Here is a 19,919-nt window from a genome sequence, read left to right as displayed (position 1 = left end):
CTCCCCGCCGCCCGCATGGTCTGGCGCCCGACTTGAACGCTGGCTGCCGCGTGCATGCCCGCCCGCGACGGTCTCGTGGCGTCGGCCCTTCGGAGTAAAACGCCTGCTCAGCGACCCGCCATGCGTGAGCGATGCGTGAGCGGATGGTGGGGCACAAGCGATCACGGCGTGGACTCGACGGGGTGTACCACCCTGCCTGACCAGGTAGTTCCGGACCTCGAAGTAGCATCCGGAACCACCCAGCAAGCCTTGGCCAGGACTTTTAATCCATTGGTTGTGGGTTCGAGTCCCACAGGGCCTACCCGGGAGCCCCCGCGTCAGACTGTTCTGAGGTGGGGGTTTCGGCGTTCCCGGAGGGCCTGTCCGCCGCTACGGACCCCACGGCGGCGGGCCGGTGCGGGTGGCCCAGGCGGCGAGGGCGGACTCGTCGAAGAGGCGGATCCCGGTGCCGGACGCGTACTGGGCCGCGGGCTTCGTGAACACGGATGTGGTGACGACTGCGGCGACCTGGGCGCCGTGGACGCTGTAGCAAGTGCCGCCGAACCGCTGGAGGTCCGGGCTGCCCACCTTGGTGGTCGGGCCGTAGCGCTTGCACTGGATGACGACGCGGCGCCCGTCCGGGGCGTCGGCGACGACGTCGGCCCCCAGGTCGCCGGCGCCTCCCACGACCCGGACCCCGAGACAGCCGTCGCGTTCGCAGAGGAACGCGACGGCGTGCTCGAACTCCCTTGGGCCCATGGCGTGGTAGCGCACCACCTCCGTGGACCGCAGGGTGCGCACGCGGTGGAGCTCCGCGGCCTGCCGGGCCCGGCGTTTGCCGAGTGCGAGGCCGCCGCCCGCGAGGAGCAGAAGGACGAAGAAGGCGCCCGCGCCGTTGCCGTCGGCCCAGGCGAGGAACGCCGCCGGGAGCAGGACGAGGGCGGCGGCCGCGTAGAGGCAGCCGGCGACTCCGATCGGTTCGGACGGTCGGACGAGGTCGCGTGTGGGCGCGCGCATGGATCCCCCCAAGGTGTGCCAGGTGGAGAGATCTACCAGCGGGAGGCGGGGAGGGTGGCCCTTATGTCGGTGAACAGCCCGTTCTGGTGTTTTCGCGCGCCCGGGGCGTGCGCCTGCCGGCCGCCCGGGAGGGTGGAGCGGGCTACACCTGGGAAGTGGAGCCCGTGCCACCGTCTCCCGCCGCCCTGGTCATCTAGCCTGCCCCCATGTGGAAGACCGTGCGGCGGGCCGCGAGGGCCACCGGCCACCTCCTGCTGGCCGCCGCGATGGCGTTCGGGGTGTGGATCTTTGTCACCGTGCTGCTGATCACCGCCATCGGCACACTCGCGGTGGTCGGCGCCTGGCTGCTGCCCGAGACCGTGCTGCTCATACGGCGGATCGCCGGGGCCAAGCGGCAGCTGACGGCCTCGTGGACGGGCGTCCGGATCCCCGAGGCGTATCAGCCGCTGACCGGGACCGTCCGGGAGAGGTTCCGGACGGCCGTCGAGGACCCCGGCACGCTGACCGACTTCCGGTGGATGGTGGCGTACTACCTCTACGGCGCCCTGCTCTTCGTCGCGCTGCCGCTGTGGCCCGTCGGGCTCGTCGTCGACGGTGTGTGGAGCGGGCTGCTGCGCCGGGAGCCGGTCGTACTGCCGCTCATCGTGAAGGTCGCGGATCTGGAGGCCGACTGGTCGACGGTCCTGCTCAAGCCGTCCCCGAAGGCGCAGTTGACCCGCCGGGTCGAGGAGCTGGCCGCCACCCGTGCCGACGCCATCGCCGCGCACGGCGCCGAACTCCGCCGTATCGAGCGGGACTTGCACGACGGCGCCCAGGCCAACCTCGTCGCGCTGTCCATGCGCATCGGGCTTGCCAAGCGGGCCTACGACCGTGACCCCGACACCGCCCGCAAGCTGCTGGACGAGGCCCAGGACCAGGCCGAGCAGGCGCTGACGGAGCTGCGCAACGTCGTGCGCGGCATCCACCCGCCGATCCTGACCGACCGGGGACTCGTGGGCGCCGTGCGCGCGCTGGCCGCCGGCAGCGGGCTCCAGGTCACCGTCGACGACGGCGGGATGGACGAGAGCGTACGGGCGCCCGCCGCCGTCGAGGCCGCCGCCTACTTCGTGGTCGCCGAATCCCTCACCAACGCCGCCAAATACAGTGGCTCTCCCCGGGCCGACGTCAGGCTCGTGCGCACGAAGCGAGGACTGCGGGTGCGGGTCAGTGATGTCGAGGGCCGGGGCGGTGCCGACGAGAGCTCCGGTTCCGGGCTGCTCGGCATGCGGCGCCGGGTCGCCGCGCTCGACGGGACCGTGGACGTGTCGAGCCCCGTCGGGGGGCCGACCGTGATCGAAGTGGAGCTGCCGTGCGTGTGGTGATCGCCGAGGACAACGCCCTGCTGCGGGAGGGCCTCGTCCTGTTGCTGACCTCGGCCGGGCACGAGGTGGTGGCCGTCGTCGGCACCGGGCCCGAGGTCATGCCGGCCCTGCGGGAACAGCGGCCGGACGTGGCCGTCCTGGATGTGCGGATGCCGCCCGGTTTCCGCGACGAGGGGCTGCGGGCCGCGCTGGAGGCCCGCAAGGAGTTCCCCGGGCAGCCGGTGCTGGTGCTCTCGCAGTACGTCGAGGAGTCGTACGCCGCCGAGCTGCTGGGCGGCGGCACCAGCGGGGTCGGCTATCTGCTCAAGGACCGGGTGGGCCGGGTCGACGAGTTCCTCGACGCGCTGGAGCGGGTCGCGGGCGGCGGTACGGCCCTGGACCCCGAGGTCGTCACCGAGCTGCTGACCCGCCGCAAGAACACCCCGCTGGACTCCCTCACCCCCCGCGAGCGCGAGACCCTCAAGCTCATGGCGGAGGGCCACGACAACGCGACCATCGCCAAGACCCTGGTCGTCACCGAACGCGCCGTCCACAAGCACGTCGGCAATGTCTTCCTGAAGCTGGGCCTCCCGCCGAGCGACAGCGGCCACCGCCGTGTGCTGGCCGTGCTGGCGTACCTGGCGCACACACCTCAGGCATAGCGCGATACGACGGGGCTGCACCCTCAGCCGGCGTTGAGCTCCGTCAACTCGCCCAGCGGCAGCGTGTGCTGGGTCTGGAGGACCTTCGCACGCAGGTAACGGACGTTGTGGGCGGTGGTGAAGACGCCGGTCGGCACCCGGTCGTGGACGTCGATGCCGAGGTCGCGCAACTGGCCCGCCTTGTCGGGGTTGTTGGAGAGGAGGTCCAGCGAGTCGATCCCCAGGGCCTTCAGCATCTGCGCGGCCGCCGTGTAGTCGCGGTCGTCCTCGGGCAGGCCCAGCGCGATGTTGGCGGCGTAGGTGTCCAGGCCCTGGTCCTGGAGGGCGTACGCGTCGAGCTTGTTGTAGAGGCCGATGCCGCGGCCCTCCTGGCGCAGGTACAGCAGGACGCCGCCGCGCTCGGCTATCCGCTCGACCGCCTCGCGCAGCTGCGGGCCGCAGTCGCAGCGGGCCGAGCCGAACACGTCACCGGTGAGGCACTCGGAGTGCAGCCGCACCAGGGGGGTGGGTCCTGGCTCACCGAGGACGACCGCCACGTGCTCCTGGCCGTCGGTCAGGCCGTGGAAGGTGACCAGCTCGGAGTCGACGCTGTAGCCGTCCCCGAAGCGGAGCGGCACGCGGACACGGGAGCGCTGGGTTGCGGCGGGGATGTCGGTCATGCGGGTACTCCGGTCCTCAGGCATATCTGCTTCAGATTTGAAGCAGGTCTACGGTTCGAGACCCTACCCCGTGTTTTAAATTTGAAGCAACAGATATATGGCGCTCGTCACGAACCGTCCGTCACGAGCAGGAAGGAGAGGATCGCCGTCGCCACGGGACGTCCTCGGGTGCGGCGCCCTCGTCCCCCTGGAGCCCGTCGGCGACGCTCGCGCAGATCTCCTCCAGCTGTTCGACCTGCTCCGCGGTGAGCCGGTCGAACAGCGCGGCGCGCACCGTCTCCACATGCCCCGGCGCCGCCCGCTCCAGCACGGCCATGCCCTCGGCGGTCAGTACGGCGATGCTGCCGCGCTTGTCCCACCGACAGCTCTCGCGCCCGACCAGCCCGTCCTTCTCCAGCCGGGTCACGGCGTACGTCAGCCGGGGCCGCGTGATCTTCAGCCCCTCGGCGAGCTCGGTCATGCGCATCCGCCGCTCCGGCGCCTCGGAGAGGTTGGCGAGGATGGAGTAATAGAGGTGGGGCATGCCGGCGTCCTGCTGGAGCTGCCGGTCGAGCGCGTCCTCGAGGAGGTGCGACGCGGCGAGGTACGCGCGCCAGGCGCGCTGCTCCTTGGGAGTGAGCCAGCGAGTCGTCATGCCTCCAGTGTAGGTTTGTTTCAAACTTGAACCAAGCCCCGCCCGTCACAGTGAGAGGGACCGCACCCGATGTCTCACCCGTACGTCCTCCTCTCCGCGGCCGTCTCCCTCGACGGCTACCTCGACGACACCGGCCCCGACCGCCTGCTCCTCTCCAGCCCGGCCGACTTCGACCGCGTCGACGAGGTCCGCGCCTCGGTCGACGCGATCCTCGTCGGCGCCGGCACGATCCGCGCCGACAACCCCCGCCTGCTCGTCAACTCCCCACAGCGACGCGCGGCCCGCGTGGCGGCGGGCAAGCCGGAGTACCCCCTCAAGGTCACGGTCAGCGGCTCGGGCGACCTGGACCCCGACGCGAAGTTCTGGCACACGGGCGGCGACAAGGTCGTCTATACGACGGACAAGGGAGCGGAGCGGGCCCGTGCGGCGGGTCTGGCCGCCGACGTGGTCCCCCTGGGCGCCGACCTGGACTGGCCCGGCCTCCTGGCGGACCTGGCGGCCCGGGGCGTGCGGCGCCTCATGGTCGAGGGCGGCGGCAAGATCCACACCCAGCTCCTCCAGCAGGGCCTGGCGGACGAGCTCCAACTGGTCCTGGCCCCCCTCTTCGTCGGCGACGCGGCCGCCCCCCGCCTCTTCGGCCCCGGCGCCTACCAGGGCGGACGCCTGCGCCTGGTCGAGACCCGGCAGATCGAGGACGTCGTCCTCATGCGCTACGAACCCACCGCACCCGGCGTCCCCACCGCCGACCGCCACTGGCTCCGCCTCGCCTGCGAACTGGCCGCCCTGTGCCCGCCGTCCCGGACCGCGTTCAGCGTGGGCGCGGTGGTGGTCGCCGCCGACGGCACGGAACTCGCGCGCGGGCACTCCAGGGAGGGGGGCGACTCCGTGGTCCACGCGGAGGAGGCGGCGCTGGCGAAGATCGACGCGGGGGATCCGAGGCTGGCCTCGGCGACGGTCTACAGCAGCCTGGAACCGTGCGCCCGGCGGGCCTCGCGCCCCGCGCCCTGTGCCCGGCTGATTCTGGAGGCGGGGGTGCGGCGAGTGGTGACGGCCTGGCGGGAGCCCGACACGTTCGTGGAAGGGGCCGACGGGAGTGGGCTGCTGGCGGCGGCCGGGGTGTCCGTCGTGGTGCTGCCGGAGTTCGAGGAGCAGGCCAAGAGGCCGAATCTTCATCTGCCGGGGTGAGCATCAGCCAGCCGTCCGGCGGTTGAGGACGAGGCCCGCTCGGACGCCGGGTGACGGACCGATCAGCCCAACATTTCCTGCGCGCCGCTCCCCGGAGGGTGACGCTGCCACCATGAGGTCAGCCCGATTCCGTGCCGCCGTCGCGCTTCTGCTCGCCCCCCTTCTCGCCACCGCCTGTGCGACCACCGACGCCGGTACCCGCACCATGGCCCGTGCGCTGCCCCCCGACGCGGCGTTCACGCACCCCGGCGTGCTGGTGAGCGACGCCCAGCTGGATGCCGTACGGGAGAAGGTCACCGCGGGGAAGCAGCCGTGGCTGAAGGCGTACCTCGACATGCGGGACAGCAAGTACGGGGCGTACAAGTACCGGGCCGAGCCGTACGCGAGCGTGGACTGTCCCGGTGGGGATCACGCCGACCGGCCCGCTCACGGGTGTGTCCAGGAGCGTGAGGACGCGATCGCCGCCTATACGCAGGCGCTCCTCTTCCGCGTCACCGGCAAGCAGCAGCATGCCGTCAAGGCACGGGAGATCATGGACGCCTGGTCGGCGAGGATGCGCAAGCACACCGAGGAGGACGCCGGGCTCCAGACGGGGTGGGCCGGGGCGACCTGGGCGCGGGCCGCGGAGATCGTGCGGCACAGTGCGGGCGCGGGGTGGCCGCAGGACCGGGTCGCGCGGTTCCAGGACATGCTGCGGGCCGCGTATCTGCCCGCCGTCACCCGCAAGGTCCCCGCCTACAACGGCAACTGGGACCTCGTCATGACCGACGCGGCCATCGGCATGGCCGTCTTCCTCGACGACCACAAGGCCTTCGACCATGCGCTCCAGCGCTTCCGGGAGCGCGTCCCCGCCTACTTCTACCTGGAGAAGGACGGGCGGGTGCCGCTCACCCCGGCCGGGTCGGGCGTGAACACACCGACGAAACTGACGACGTACTGGTTCGGGCAGAACACGTACAAGGACGGCGTCTCCCAGGAGACCTGCCGCAACTTCAAGCACGTCGGCTACTCCATCGCCGCCACCGCCCACATCGCCGAGACCGCCTGGCACCAGGGCGTCGACCTGTACGGCGAGGTCAAGGACCGGCTGAAGTCGGCGCTCGCCTTCCACGCCCGGTACCAGGCCGGCGAGCCCGCGCCCGCGTGGCTGTGCGGCGGGAAGGTGGTCCGGACCATGGGCCCGGACCTGGAGGTCGCCCTCAATCACCTGGAGAACCGCCTCGACGTCTCCGTCCCGGCCGCCCACAAGCTCGCCGAGGAGACCAGGCCCGCCGGTACCGACAACCTGTTCGTGTCCTGGGAGACCCTGACCCACGCGGGCAACCCGGCCAGCTGAAAAACGCAGGTCAGCAGGGCCGCGAACAAACCGTGGTGCTGAGCGTCCCGCGGATGGCGTATGCTGGTTTCACCGACGCGGGGTGGAGCAGCTCGGTAGCTCGCTGGGCTCATAACCCAGAGGTCGCAGGTTCAAATCCTGTCCCCGCTACTCACGGCTCAGGGCCGGAGTCCAGTCACTGGACTCCGGCCCTGAGTGTTTCCCCCGGTCGGGCCATACGGCTCGCCGCCCGGGTCCGGTCCGGGAAACCTGGGCATGTGGATCAGGCGGCGGTGGCGGGACGGCGTGTCTCCGCCCTCTTGCGGGTGCTGCCCGCCCTGCTGATCGTCGGTGGCGTCCTCTACGACGTCCTCACCCCCGGGGACTTCACCGCGATCCCCTTCTTCACCGCCGCTCCCTTGGTCGCAGCTCCCCTCTATCCACTGCTCGGTACCGTCGTCGCCGGGGCGGTGGCCCTGATCGCCGCCTTCGCCGTCCATATGCGGTTCGGCTTCCGGCTGGACGCCGACACCCTCACCGAGGCGCTCACCGTGGCGGTGGTCGCCGTGCTGGCCGCCGTCCTCAACCGGGTCGTGCTCCGCGGTGACCAGCGGCTCGCCTCCCAGCGCCAGATCGCCGAGGCCGCCCAGCGGGCGGTGCTGCCCGAGCCCGACGACCGGATCGGCGGGTTCGACATCGCGGTGCGGTACGAGGCGGCGCAGCGGGACGCCTTCATCGGCGGGGACCTGTACGCGGTGCAGGACAGTCCGTACGGGGTACGGCTGGTGGTGGGGGACGTGCGGGGGAAGGGCATGGGGGCGGTGGCCGCGGTCGCCGTCGTCATCGGGGCGTTCCGGGAGGCCGCCGAGCAGGAGCCGACGCTGGAGGCGGTCGCGCGGCGGCTGGAGCGGGCGCTGGCGCGCGAGGGCACGCGGCGTGAGGGGCTCGACGCCATCGAGGGGTTCACCACCGTCGTCCTCGCCGAACTGCCGCACGGCGACGGGGTCGTACGGGTCCTCAACCGCGGCCATCCGCCGCCGTTGCTGCTGTGTACCGACGGCACCGTGCGGGCGCTGCCCGCCGCCGAGCCCGCGTTGCCGCTGGGCATGGGCGAGCTGGGGAGCCGGCCCGACCGTGCGGAGGAGGCGGTTTTCCCGGGCGGGGCCACGCTGTTGCTGTATACAGACGGGCTGTCCGAGGCGCGGGACCGCTACGGGGAGTTCTACGATCCGGCGGCGCGGCTCGCGGGACGCGCCTTCCGTGTCCCCGGGGCGCTGCTGTCCGCGCTCGCCGTGGAGGTGCGTCGGCACACGGGGGGCGGCATGACGGACGACATGGCGCTGCTCGCCGTACGACGGCCGTGACCACAGGGGGCTTTATCACGTGGGGTGATCGGGCGAGCGCCCTCCGCATAACAACTGACATACAGTCAATACCTGTGAGTTTACCGAAGCGCGGTCAACTCGCCCGTTTTTCACCGCTCATGGACCCGTACGTCCAGCGGAGAAAGGTTAATGATCAAGCGGAACAGCTTGGAATCCATGGTCCGCGTCTATTAACGTTCGATAACGCAGCGCGGTCGTCCCAGCCGTCACAAGAGACGGCTCCGTGCTCACGCGCTTAATCCCGCAAGGGAGCCGGGGAACCACCACCCTGGGGTGAATCGCGCTCATGCCGCCGTGAACTCACGGCCGGTATACGCGCGTAGGAGACCTTCCTGCTCCGAACCCGTCAGCTAACCCGGTAGGCGAGAAGGAAGGAAAGGAGCACGCCCACGTGGCGTCAAACCGGCCTGCCCCCGAGGCCCCGTACGTGCCGAGCCAGCGCAGCACCACCGATGTCTTCGGCTACGGCAGCTACCACCACGACGAGGGTCCGCGGGAGGAGTGGAATCCCAACGAGGACTCCATCCGCCCGGTCCGTGGCAAGCATCGGGTCGCCAAGCAGCGCAGCGGGGGATTCGCCCGCAGCTCCACCGTCCTGGGCGTCGGTGTCATAGCCGCCGTCGGCGGGGCCGGTATGGCCAGCGCCAATACCGGCAAGCCGCCGGTCTCCATCTCGATGCCCGACCTTCCGTTCGTGTCGGGCGAGGAGCAGGCGCCGCAGGGCTCGGCCACCGCGCTCAGCGACCTCGCCGCGGCCCCCACGGCCGCTCCCACGGCCCCCACGGCCCCCACGGACACGATCCAGACCACCGCCTCCGACGCCGGCGAGACGCTGCGCAACCGGATCATGGCCCAGGCCGAGAGCCAGCAGACGCAGGTCGACAACAAGACGCAGCTCGCCACCCAGAGCGCCGCCGCCGACGAGGCCGCCAAGGCCGAGGCCGCCGCGCTGAAGAAGGCCGCGGACGACGCCGCCGAGGCGAAGAAGAAGGCGGAAGCGGACGCCAAGAAGGCCGCCGAGGCCAAGCGTCTCGCCGAGCTGGCGAAGCAGTTCACGCTGCCGACCTCCTCGTACACGATCACCTCGACCTTCGGTCAGGCCGGCTCCCTGTGGTCCTCCGGGTACCACACGGGCCTCGACTTCGCCGCTCCCACGGGCACGCTCATCAAGGCGATCCACAGCGGCACCATCACGCAGGCCGGCTGGGACGGTTCGTACGGCTACAAGACCGTCCTCACCCTCGACGACGGCACCGAGCTGTGGTTCGCCCACCAGTCGTCGATCAGCGTCAGCGTGGGCCAGAAGGTCAGCACCGGCGATGTGATCGGGCGCGTGGGTGCGACCGGCAACGTCACGGGCGCGCATCTGCACCTCGAGGTCCACTCGGGCGGTGCGTCCACCGGGATCGACCCGATGGCGTGGCTGCGGAGCAAGGGGCTCACCCCCTGAGGTTCTTGATCCACCGGCGGCCCTGACGCACACCCCCCGACGTCAGGGCCGCCGGTTTTTGTGTCACCGGTTCGGGAATGCCTGCCTCCGCTTGTTTACGGGAACTTTGCGGCTGCTCCGGAAGAGCGGTCTCCGTACCGGCGTTGACCCCGTACATGACTTCTCTTCGCAAGCTGGGCACGTCCGACCTCGAGGTCTTCCCGCTCTCCCTCGGCGGCAACGTCTTCGGCTGGACCGCCGACGAGACGCAGTCCTTCGCCGTACTCGACGCCTACGCGGCCGCGGGCGGCAACTTCGTCGACACGGCGGACTCGTACTCCGCGTGGATCGACGGCAACGTCGGCGGTGAGTCCGAGACCATCATCGGCAAGTGGGTCAAGGCGCGCGGCAACCGCGACGACGTCGTGATCGCCACGAAGGTCAGCCAGCACCCCGACTTCCAGGGCCTGACGGCCGCGAACATCAAGGCGGCGGCGGACGCCTCGCTGCGCCGCCTCGGCACCGACCACATAGACCTCTACTACACCCACTTCGACAAGGTGGAAGTGCCGGTCGAGGAGATCATCGGCGCGCTCGACGAGCTGGTGAAGGCGGGCAAGGTGCGGCACATCGCCGCGTCCAACATCTCCGCCGAGCGGCTGGAGGCGTCCCTCGCCTTCTCCGAGCGCGAGGGACTGGCCCGGTACGTGGCGCTCCAGCCGCACTACAACCTGGTCTCGCGCGAGACGTACGAGGGCGAGCTCCAGGATCTCGCCGAACGGACCGGACTGGCCGCCGTCCCGTACTTCGCGCTGGCCTCCGGGTTCCTCACCGGCAAGTACCGCGACGGTGAAGCGGTGGAGGGCGCCCGCGCCGCCGCCGGCGCCGGCAAGCACCTGGAGACGGAGCGCGGCCGCAAGGTCCTCGCCGCCCTCGACGACATCGCCGAGGCCCACCGCGTGCCGGTGGCGACCGTGGCCCTGGCGTGGCTGGCGTCCCAGCCGACGGTGGCGGCACCCATCGCGTCCGCACGGACGGTGGAGCAGCTGCCCGCGCTGGTGAAGGTGGCGGAGGTCCGGCTGACGGAGGACGAGGTGACGCGGCTGACGCAGGCGTCGGCGTAGTCCTTCGGGGGCCGGCGGTCCGGCTCGCGGTACGGCTCGCGGGGCGTGTCGCGGCGTTGGCGGGGAGTGGCGCCGGTGCGGTTCGGCGGTGCCTGGCCGGGGAGTGGCACCGGTGTGTGCCGGTGGAGCGTCTCGGCGGGGTGTGTCGCGGTACGTCGGCGGGGAGTGGCGCCGGTGCGGCTCGCTGGGGTGTGTCGCGGTGCGTGGCCGGGGAGTGGCGCCGGTGTGCCTCGGTTCTCAGGTCCGGTACGGGTTGTAGCCGGGGTACTGCACGGCCGGGTGCCCGTGCACGGGCCAGTGCGTCGGCGGGATCATGACCGGGATCGGCGGGGCCGTCATCCGGGCCGCGTGGTCCAGGGCCGGACGCGCCGCTTCCCGCCGTAGCCACAACTCGTGCAGCAGTTCCCGCTCCCGTACGACGAAGTCGGCGCCGGCCCGGCCGCGGCGCCCCCGGTGACGGAGGAACGCCAGGGACGTCGCGTACGCCTCGTACTGCGCGACCGCCCGCGCCGCCGGCTTCCCGGCGTGGGCGCGGGCGTACTGGCGGGCGATCCGGCGCGCCCGCATCGAGCCGAGGGCGAAGGGTTCGGCGGGGGTGAGCCAGCCGGCGACGGCGTAGGCGGGCAGTTCCTCGCGCACGGTGCGCAGTTCGCGCTGCCGGGTCCAGATGACGAGCCAGGTCAGCAGGCCGAACGCGGGGACCATGAAGGCCGCGTACACGGCGAAGAAGCCGTACTCGCCGAAGGTCGAGGAGCCGTTCCAGACGGCGTGCATGCCCATCGCGAGCAGCAGACCGGAGAGCGGCAGCAGCACACGCCGTACGTGATGGCGGTCCGCCGACAGCGCCGCGATGCCGAAGCCGATGCCGGTGAGGACCGTGAACAACGGGTGCGCGAACGGCGACATGATGACGCGGACGAAGAACGTGGCCGCGGTGACGGAGGCGATGCCGCTGTCGCCGCTGAGCTGGTCGGTGCCGAAGGCGGTGCCGAGGTAGAGGATGTTCTCGGTGAAGGCGAAACCGGTGGCGGTGACCCCCGCTATCACCACGCCGTCGACGATCCCGGTGAAGTCCCGTCTGCGGAAGAGGAAGACGAGCAGGACGGCCGCGGCCTTGGCCGTCTCCTCGACGACGGGCGCTATCACGGTCGCGCCGAGGGTGTCGGCGCTGGACGGATCCGCGGTCGCCGTCGCTATCCATCTGGTCGCGAAGCTGTTGGCGACGATCGCTATCAGAGCCGCCGCGCAGGCGCCCCAGGAGAACGCGAACAGCAGATTGCGCCAGGGGCCCGGCTCGACCCGGTCGAGCCAGCGGAAGGCGGCTATCAGCAGCGGCACGGGCAGGATCGCGAGACCGAGCCCGACCAGGAAGCCCTCGGTGCCGGTCTGTTCGCGCACCAGGGCGAGGATGACGAGCCCGGAGAGCGCCAGCAGGGTGATGAGCGCGCCGTAGCGGATCCCCTTGCGCTGCCACCAGTGCGCGTGCCGGAGCACACCGCCGCCGGGGGGACCGGTGGGATGCGTCGGGTACGGGGGAAAGGTGGCCACGGCATTGACCCTAACGAGTCAGGGGCGCCGCCCGCAGGTGGGCGAGGTGGTCTCGGGCGCCGGTGGGGGGTTGGTCGTCGTGCGGTTCCTGCTCCTGCCCTTACTGCTGTCCTTACCGCTGTACGCGGCGGAACAACAGGTCGTTCACGACATGTCCCTTGTCCAGTCCCTGGCCCTCGAAACGGGTCAGCGGCCGGTAGTCCGGACGCGGCGCAAAACCGCCGTCGGCCTGTGTGTTCTCGAAGTCCGGGTGCGCCGTGAGCACCTCGAGCATCTGTTCGGCGTACGGCTCCCAGTCGGTGGCACAGTGCACCACGGCCCCCGGCTTCAGCCGGGTCGCGGCGAGGCTGAGGAACTCCGGCTGGATCAGCCGCCGCTTGTGGTGCCGCTTCTTGGGCCAGGGGTCGGGGAAATAGACGCGCAGCCCGTCCAACGAGTCCGGGGCCAGCATCTCGTGCAGCAGGATGATGGCGTCGCCGTTGCCGACGCGGACGTTGGAGAGTCCGCTCTGGTCGGCGAGGTTGAGCAGGTTGCCCTGACCGGGGGTGTGCACGTCGACGGCGAGGATGTTGGTGCCGGGGTCGGAACCCGCCATCCGCGCGGTGGCCTCGCCCATCCCGAACCCGATCTCGAGCACGACGGGGTTGTCGTTCCCGAACAGTTCGGCCAGGTCGAAGACCTGCTGTCCGTCGATGTCCAGCCCCCACTTGGGCCACAGCCGCTGCAACGCGTCGGCCTGCCCCGCCGTCACCCTGCTCCGCCGCGGCTGAAAACTCCGGATCCGCCGCTCGAAGTGCGACCCGGCGGGATCGGCTTTGGGCCCGTCGGGAAAGCGGGGCTCGCCCTTGGCCCGGCTGTGCCGGACGGGCACACCGGGGGTGTGGGCGGGCTGGGACGCGTCGGGTGCGTTGCGGGAGTCAGACACAGTGAGGTCGATTTTACGGGGACGGGGGCGAGCACATTCCGGGGGAGGCTGTGCCTCTCGACACCGGTCCAGGCATTTCAGCCCGCCCGGCGCTTGAGGACGAGGCCCTTCGGGCCGATCGGGGTCTGGGGCGGAGCCCCAGCGGGGTCGACGGGGCGGAGCCCCTGGGGACGGGACGGGACCGGACCGGACGGGTAGGGGCGGCGGGGGCGAGAACCCCGGACCGCAACCACCCCGCCCCGTCACACGCCCCCCAGCGACGCCAGCGCCCTCCTCGCCACCTCCCGCCCGATCGGCAGCGAGGCGGTCGCAGCCGGAGACGGCGCGTTCAGTACATGCACGGTCCGCGGCCCCTCCTTGATCAGAAAGTCATCGACAAGCGTCCCGTCCCGCAGCACCGCCTGCGCCCGCACCCCCGCGGCCGACGGCACCAGATCGCTGTCCTCGACCGCCGGCAGCAGCCTGCGCACCGCATCCGCGAACGCCGCCCTGGACACCGACCGCCGCAGCTCACCCGCCCCGTACCGCCAGTGCCGCCGCGCTATCCGCCACGACCCCGGCCAGGCCAGCGTCGCGCCCAGCTCCCGAGGTCGTACGACCCCCCACCCGTACCCCTCCCGGGCCAGTGCCGGCACCGCGTTGGGCCCGATGTGGACGCCGCCGTCGATCCCGCGCGTGAGATGCACCCCGAGGAACGGGAACGCCGGATCGGGCACCGGATAGACCAGCCCCTTCACCAGCTCGGGGCGTGCCAGCGTGAAGTACTCACCCCGGAACGGCACGATCCGCATCCCGGGCTCGTCCCCGGTCAGCCGCGCCACCTCGTCGCAGTGCAGCCCGGCACAGTTCACCAGCACCCGCGCCCGCACGACGTCCCCGTCGGCCGTCCGCACGGCCACCCCGAGCTCCGGGCGCCGGTCGATGCGGACGACCCGGGCGCCGTACCGGATGTCCGCCCCCGAGGCCTCCGCCAGCTGCCGGGCGACCCCGACGAAGTCGCAGATGCCGGTCGTCCCGACGTGTATGGCGGCGAGGCCACGCACCTGCGGCTCGTACTCCGTGATCTGCGCGGGTCCCAGCTCGCGCACCGGAATCCCGTTCTCCCGCCCCCGCTGGACCAGTGCGTGCAACCGGGGCAGCTCCGCCTGTTCGGTGGCGACGATCAGCTTGCCGGTGACGGCGTGCGCGATCCCGTACTCCGCGCAGAACTTCACCATCTCGGCCGCGCCCCTGACGGCGTACCGCGCCTTCAGCGACCCCGGCCGGTAGTAGATCCCGCTGTGGATGACCCCGCTGTTCCGCCCGGTCTGGTGCCGGGCCGGCCCCTGCTCCTTCTCCAGCACGGTCACGCGCGTCCCCGGCGCGGCCCGAGTGATCGCATACGCGGTCGACAACCCGACGATCCCGCCCCCGATGACGAGCACGTCACAGTCGTAAGCGACCTCCGCCCGCACCTGCACCACCTCCCGCTTCAGATAGTGCACTGCGCCACTGACAGTGCCTTCAAACGCGGGGATGCGGGCGGACCCACTCCGGGGCCCTTCTGACGGATCAGCGCGGCCGCGCTGATCCGTCAGAAGGGCCCTAGGCCGGAGCCATCAGCAAAGGCCGTGCGCGCTCCCGCAGCTCCACCACGCGCGGCTCGTCACCGTACGGCTCCAGCCGGTGGAGCAGGTCCTTGACGTACTCGGTGGTGCGGGCCGACGAGATACGCCCCGCGACCTCCACCGCCCGCACCCCCTGCTCGCACGCCGCGTCTAGATTGCCCGACTCCAGTTCCGCGACCGCCGAGACGACCAGGCGCAGCCCGTGCGACCGGACGAACTCCTCCGTCGGCTTCGACAGGGCCTGCTCGGTGAACCGCCGCACCTGGCGGGGCGCCTTCAGATCGCGGTAGCACTCCGCGGCATCCGCGGCGAACCGGTCGTAGGAGTAGAAGCCCAGCCACGACGGATCCTGGTCCCCGTCCCGGGACCGCTCCAGCCACCCCTCCGCCGCCTTCAGCGCCGCCCCCGCCGCCTGCGCGTCACCCGCACGCGCGTGCGCACGTGCCTCGACGAGCCGGAAGAAGCTCATGGTGCGGGCGGTCGCCAGACCCCGGTTCCGCTCCAGCGCGGCCTGCGCGAGGTCCACGCCCTCGTCGCCGAACCCGCGGTAGGTCGCCTGCAAGGACATCGACGCCAGCACATACCCGCCGAGGGGCACGTCGGCTGCCGCGCGGGCCAGTCGCAGCGCCTGGATGTAGTACCTCTGCGCGGCCTCCTGCTGACCGGTGTCGAAGGCCATCCAGCCCGCGAGACGGGTCAGTTCGGCGGAGGCGCCGAACAGAGCCCGGCCCACCTCGTCGGAGTACGAGCCGAGCAGCAGCGGTGCCGCCTCCACCCGTAAGCACTCCGGCACCATGGACGAACGCCAGTCGCCGCCTCCGTACTTGGAGTCCCAGCGCCTGGCGTCCTCGGCGGCCTCCCGCAGCTTCTGCACATCGCTGTGGCCGACTTTGAGCGGTGCGCCCGAGGCCTCCGCGGAGTTCACCTCACGCGCGACCGAACTGTCGGCCGGGGTTATCAGCCAGCGTGAGGCAGGCGTTGCGTATGCGCTTACTGCGAACGATCCGGCCAGCGACTGCCAGATGCCACCGGCGCCCGAACGGCGGCCGGCGAGGTCGAGCCGGTACAGCTCCGTCGCCGAGCGGACGGCCTGTCCGACGTCCCTGGGGAAGGCGAGGCCCACTTCGGGTGCGGGATCCGCGTCCGCCAGACCGATCTCGTGGAGCGGCACCGGGCGGCCGAGCTTCTGGCCGATCGCGGCGGCGATGAGGTGCGGCGCGGCGCCCTGCGGCACCATGCCCTTCGACACCCAGCGCGCCACCGAGGTCTTGTCGTAGCGAAGAGTCAACCCGCGTTGAGCGCCAAGATCGTTGACGCGTCGTGCGAGCCCTGCGTTGCTGATTCCCGCGAGGGCGAGAACGGCGCCGAGTTTTTCGTTCGGCCCGCGTTGCTCCCTGGACATGAGCCACCCCTCGACACAGACGGCTGCCGTGCTGGCATAACCACCCGGCATTCGTAAACCCAGCGTAGTTCGCCGCATCCCATGCGTTAAGAGGCATTGTTCCGGATGGCGGGATTGTGGTCCGTACGCACGTACGGGCTCCCTACGCACCGTCGCGACGTGCCCCCGATGTGTGGCCGTGCGCCCGTGCGTGCGCTCTTCTCCGGCCATCGCGGGAGCGGTTCCATGGATCGTGCGTGGGTCGGCCCGCTGTACTGGATCCAGTGGGCTGGGGGATTCCGCCACCTACATCCCCGCGGGTGGCGGAACGGTCCGGGGGGCGAACTCCGTTCCCCGGACTGCGCGCTACCGATGCGGTGCGCAGAGCCTGTACGGAGCGTGCGCGAGCCTGTCCCCGCTCCGCCAAGTTGGCTGAAAACAGACCCCCCATCTCCAGGGCAATTACCGCTCCTACCATGGAAATTGACGGCGCGAAGGGCGTCTTGGGGGAGCGTTTCGGGGGCGCATTCGCGCCGCAGTCGCCTTGCCCTGTACGGGCGTTCGCCTCTTCACTGGCATGTGTACGGGGGCGCATTCGACGGAGCTCAAGCGGCTCCGGTGCCTCTCCGGTGCGCCTCCTTCATGGCAGCATGGGGAACCGGTTCGTACGGTGCACTGGTTGTCCACAGCCTGTGGAGGCGTCGATGCGGTGGTTGGTGGGGTGGAGCAGCACCGCAGCGGGCGCAGCCGTGACCGGCTCCGCGGGGGCGACCGGCGGCGACGGCGAGACCGTGCATCCGGTGGGGTCCCACTTGCTGTGGGGCGACCCTGATCCGTTGTGGGCGGTCGGTGACTGGCGCCCCGACGAGGTGCGGGTGGTGAAGGCCGACGCGCAGAATCGAATCGCCGTCCTCGGTACCTGCGGGGCGACGGACGAACAACTGCGGGTCGGTCTCTTCGCCGCGCGCGGAGGCGCCCTTCGGCATCTGACGGCCTGGTCCGGCAGTTACACGGCCGTCGTCCAGGTGGGCCGCCGGATCACCGTCTGCGGCGATCTCGCGGGCGCCCGCCCGGTGTTCTACACCCCCTGGGCCGGCGGCACCGCCTATGCGACGGCGGCCCTCCCGCTGGCCGACCTCATCGAGGCCAACCTCGACTTCGGGCATCTGGCCGCCCTCCTGGCGGCCCCCGACGTCCCGGCCGCGCTGCACGACTCCACTCCGTACGACGGCGTACGGCGCATTCCGCCGGGGCATGCGCTGATCCTGCGCAACGGGGCGCGCGAGATCGCGGGGTACGAGGCGGTCGCCTCCCTCGCGGTCGCGGCACCCTCGGCCGACCCGGACAGCGCGGTGGACGCGGTGCGGGACGCGCTGGTGGAGGCGGTACGCGCGCGTCTGTCGGCTCCTCGGCACGTGCCCGGCGCCGACATAGACCCGGGCCCGGTCCCGGGGATGGGCCCCGCCGAACGTCGTGCCGCGCGCGGGATGCCGGTCCCGGGAATCGGGGCGGACCTGTCGGGCGGGCCGGCGTCGGGCACGCTGGCGCTGCTGGCGGCGGGCCTGCCGGGCATGCCGGGGACGGTGCTGGGGCACGGCACGGGTGCGGGCGAGCGACTGCTGGCGGTCACCTTCAACGACCTGGCGGTACGCGGCCGGGAGGCCGAGGTGGAGCGGGCGGGCTCGCTGGCGGCCAACCCGCGGCTGCACCACGTGGTGGTGGCCGGCGGCGAGGAGACACTGCCGTACGCCGACCTGGACGGCCCGCTGACGGACGAGCCGGGCCCGTCCCTGGTGACGGCAGCCCGCCACCGCGCGCGCCTGGCGTCGGGCAGCGCGGACCATTTCACGGGATACGGCGCCCGGCAGGTCCTGGACGCACACCCGGCCCGCCTGGCCGACCTCCTGATGGACCGCAAGCGACGCCATCTGGTCCGTCCGGTGGCGGCGCTGGCGAAGGCGGACGGCTCGGTGATGGTCCCCGCGCGCGTGTACGGAGCGGCTCGCCGCCTCGCCCGTACGCCGTACCGGACGGGACTGGAGATCCTCGCCGACCGGCTGATGGACCGCCGCTTCGACGAGCCGGGGGGTGCCGTGGGGGCGTCACTGGCCGCCCTCGCCTGGGCCAGACCCGGCCCCGCGGCACGCTGGCTGACGGGGGAGGCGCTGGCTGAAGTATCGGTTCGCCTGCAAGGTGCGACGAGCCGCTCCGGGGTCGGCCCGGGCCAACGCCCCGGCGACTACCGCGCGCGTGCGGCTCTGGCGCGAACCGCCGCCGATGTGCGGATCCTGGAGCAGGCCGCCGAGATCCGCTTCCAACGCCTGCACGCCCCGTTCCTCGACAACCAGGTCGTCCGCGCCTGCCGAGCCCTCCCGGAGGCGTTGCGGGTCCAACCGGGCGCGCGGGCCGCGATCTTGCGCACGGTCCTGCAGGGCGCGGGGATCACCGACCTCCCGCCCGGCTGGGGCGCACCGTCCCACGCCTCGGCGGCGGTGGCCGCGCGCACCGGCCTTCGGGTGGCGGCGGACTCCCTGATGTCCCTGTTCGGCACACCGCTGCTCGCCGAGGCGGGCCTGGTGGAGGCAAGGGTCGTCCGCAAGGCGCTCCGCGCGGCGGCAGAGGGCGAGCCCCTCCCCCTGGACGGCCTCGCCGACCTGGTCTCCCTGGAACTGTGGCTCCGCCGCCTGCTGGCCCGCCGCGGAACCTGCTGGACGGGAACCCCGGCACGCGCACGCGCGGTACCGGCGGGCATCACGCCCCAGCGGGGGGCACTGGGGGCAGGGGCGACGGCGCGGAGGGGTTAGGGACGAGCCGCTTGCTGCGGTCCGGGCGCCCGAGGACGAGGACGAGGACGAGGGTCCGGCCGATCTCAGCCTGCCCGGCGTCCGAGGACAAGGGCGCCCCGTCCCGGACCCCACCCACCCGCTGGGGCTTCGCCTCACCACGCCGGTCCAGGCAATGTCAGCCCGTCCGGCGTTTGAGGACGAGGCCCGTTCAGGGCCGAAGCGGGGTCTGGGGGCGCAGCCCCCAGGGATGGGACGGGTAGGGGCGGCGGGGGCGAAAACAGCCCGGCGCGCACCCCCACCACCCCGCACCCACCCACGCCCACGTCCCCAAAACCCGTGCCCCCCGCAGCCACCCCGGCGACAATGACCCGGTGCGGTACAGAATCCTGGGCGTCACCCAGGCCGAGGACGACCACGGCACCGTCGTACCCCTCGGCGGCCCCCGCCTACGTGCCCTGCTCACCGCCCTCGCCCTCCGCCCAGGAACCGTCACCGCCCCCGACACCCTGATCGAAGACATCTGGGCCGAGACCCCACCCCACGACGCCCCGGCCGCCCTCCACGCCCTCGTCGGCCGCCTCCGCCGCACCCTCGGCAAGGACACGGTCACCTCAGCCCCCGGCGGCTACCGCCTCACCGCGACCCGCGACGACGTAGACCTCTTCGTCTTCGAACGGCTCACCCGCCAAGGCTCCGCAGCCCTCCATCGGGACGACCCCCGAGCCGCCGCCCACGCCCTGGACGAGGCCCTCACCCTGTGGCGCGGCCCCGCCCTAGCCGACCTCCCCGACCGCACCCCCGCGACCCGCCCGGAGACACGGCGCCTGGAAGCGCTCCGCGCCCGAGCCGACGCGGCCCTGCGACTCGGCCGAGCCCAGGACGCCGTACCGGAACTGACGACAACGCACCCGTACGACGAGCCGCTGCACGCCCTCCTCATCCG

At 71.9% G+C, this 19,919-nt stretch carries 16 protein-coding genes, 1 tRNA gene and 1 riboswitch; of the genes, 10 read left to right on the top strand and 7 right to left on the bottom strand.

Translation table 11 applies throughout. The features are described from left to right. Positions 1–369: 369 nt before the first annotated feature. The gene (locus TN53_RS45195) at positions 370–996 is read right to left on the bottom strand and encodes a restriction endonuclease (RefSeq protein WP_095046572.1); all 627 of its coding nucleotides are present in this window, start codon (positions 994–996) and stop codon (positions 370–372) included. 206 nt (positions 997–1,202) lie between these two features. On the opposite strand from TN53_RS45195, the gene TN53_RS18420 reads away from it, so the two are divergent. Beyond that, entirely contained in the window at positions 1,203–2,357 is a 1,155-nt protein-coding gene (locus tag TN53_RS18420; protein ID WP_046259633.1) for a sensor histidine kinase, read from the top strand. Then, positions 2,345–2,998 carry a response regulator gene (locus TN53_RS18415; protein WP_046259632.1) on the top strand — a complete coding sequence of 218 codons (654 nt, stop codon included), beginning with the start codon at positions 2,345–2,347 and terminating at the stop codon, positions 2,996–2,998. Before TN53_RS18420 ends, TN53_RS18415 begins: the two co-directional genes overlap by 13 nt. A 23-nt stretch (positions 2,999–3,021) precedes the next feature. Here the strand turns inward: TN53_RS18415 and TN53_RS18410 are convergent, their stop codons facing one another. Together TN53_RS18410 and TN53_RS18405 are read right to left on the bottom strand one after the other, a co-directional pair. Next, the gene (locus TN53_RS18410) at positions 3,022–3,657 is read right to left on the bottom strand and encodes a GTP cyclohydrolase II (RefSeq protein WP_046259631.1); all 636 of its coding nucleotides are present in this window, start codon (positions 3,655–3,657) and stop codon (positions 3,022–3,024) included. Positions 3,658–3,778: 121 nt separating this feature from the next. Next, complete coding sequence (locus TN53_RS18405) at positions 3,779–4,291, bottom strand: MarR family winged helix-turn-helix transcriptional regulator (RefSeq protein WP_046259630.1); 513 nt, start codon at positions 4,289–4,291, stop codon at positions 3,779–3,781. Positions 4,292–4,360: 69 nt separating this feature from the next. Here TN53_RS18405 and TN53_RS18400 point away from each other — a divergent pair, with 69 nt between their 5' ends. The 6 genes from TN53_RS18400 to TN53_RS18375 all read left to right on the top strand — a co-directional run bounded on the left by TN53_RS18400 (position 4,361) and on the right by TN53_RS18375 (position 10,729). Continuing rightward, positions 4,361–5,476, top strand: coding sequence for a dihydrofolate reductase family protein (locus tag TN53_RS18400; RefSeq protein WP_046259629.1), 1,116 nt, complete (start codon positions 4,361–4,363; stop codon positions 5,474–5,476). Between the two features lie 112 nt (positions 5,477–5,588). Continuing rightward, positions 5,589–6,812, top strand: coding sequence for an alginate lyase family protein (locus TN53_RS18395; protein ID WP_046259628.1), 1,224 nt, complete (start codon positions 5,589–5,591; stop codon positions 6,810–6,812). A 76-nt stretch (positions 6,813–6,888) separates the two neighbouring features. Continuing rightward, a tRNA-Met gene (locus tag TN53_RS18390) sits at positions 6,889–6,962 on the top strand. A 107-nt stretch (positions 6,963–7,069) separates the two neighbouring features. Then, positions 7,070–8,155, top strand: coding sequence for a PP2C family protein-serine/threonine phosphatase (locus TN53_RS18385; RefSeq protein WP_046259627.1), 1,086 nt, complete (start codon positions 7,070–7,072; stop codon positions 8,153–8,155). A 243-nt stretch (positions 8,156–8,398) separates the two neighbouring features. After that, positions 8,399–8,556, top strand: a riboswitch (cyclic di-AMP (ydaO/yuaA leader). A gap of 11 nt (positions 8,557–8,567) precedes the next feature. Continuing rightward, positions 8,568–9,626: a M23 family metallopeptidase gene (locus TN53_RS18380; protein ID WP_046259626.1), complete on the top strand. Its 1,059-nt coding sequence runs from the start codon at positions 8,568–8,570 to the stop codon at positions 9,624–9,626. A 155-nt stretch (positions 9,627–9,781) separates the two neighbouring features. After that, positions 9,782–10,729, top strand: coding sequence for an aldo/keto reductase (locus TN53_RS18375; RefSeq protein ID WP_046259625.1), 948 nt, complete (start codon positions 9,782–9,784; stop codon positions 10,727–10,729). Positions 10,730–10,966: 237 nt separating this feature from the next. Here the strand turns inward: TN53_RS18375 and TN53_RS18370 are convergent, their stop codons facing one another. The 4 genes from TN53_RS18370 to TN53_RS18355 all read right to left on the bottom strand — a co-directional run bounded on the left by TN53_RS18370 (position 10,967) and on the right by TN53_RS18355 (position 16,211). Beyond that, a complete protein-coding gene (locus TN53_RS18370; protein ID WP_046259624.1) occupies positions 10,967–12,277 on the bottom strand; it encodes a PrsW family intramembrane metalloprotease in 1,311 nt (436 codons plus the stop codon). A 112-nt stretch (positions 12,278–12,389) separates the two neighbouring features. Then, positions 12,390–13,202, bottom strand: coding sequence for a tRNA (guanosine(46)-N7)-methyltransferase TrmB (trmB, locus tag TN53_RS18365; protein WP_095046571.1), 813 nt, complete (start codon positions 13,200–13,202; stop codon positions 12,390–12,392). A gap of 242 nt (positions 13,203–13,444) precedes the next feature. After that, positions 13,445–14,686, bottom strand: a complete 1,242-nt coding sequence (gene lhgO, locus TN53_RS18360) for an L-2-hydroxyglutarate oxidase (protein ID WP_234441626.1) — start codon at positions 14,684–14,686, stop codon at positions 13,445–13,447. 100 nt (positions 14,687–14,786) lie between these two features. Continuing rightward, positions 14,787–16,211: a hypothetical protein gene (locus tag TN53_RS18355; protein ID WP_046259622.1), complete on the bottom strand. Its 1,425-nt coding sequence runs from the start codon at positions 16,209–16,211 to the stop codon at positions 14,787–14,789. Between the two features lie 683 nt (positions 16,212–16,894). Between TN53_RS18355 and TN53_RS18350 the strand changes: the two genes are divergently transcribed. Beyond that, positions 16,895–18,994 (top strand): asparagine synthase-related protein, encoded by a 2,100-nt coding sequence (locus tag TN53_RS18350; RefSeq protein WP_046259621.1) that lies wholly within the window; start codon positions 16,895–16,897, stop codon positions 18,992–18,994. A 353-nt stretch (positions 18,995–19,347) separates the two neighbouring features. Continuing rightward, positions 19,348–19,919, top strand: a 572-nt coding sequence (locus TN53_RS18345; RefSeq protein ID WP_046259620.1) for an AfsR/SARP family transcriptional regulator, incomplete at its 3' end; no start/stop codon positions are given.

It is taken from the genome of Streptomyces sp. WM6386, from assembly GCF_000972385.1.
GTDB lineage: Bacteria > Actinomycetota > Actinomycetes > Streptomycetales > Streptomycetaceae > Streptomyces.
This window is presented reverse-complemented; position numbering and strand designations above follow the sequence as displayed.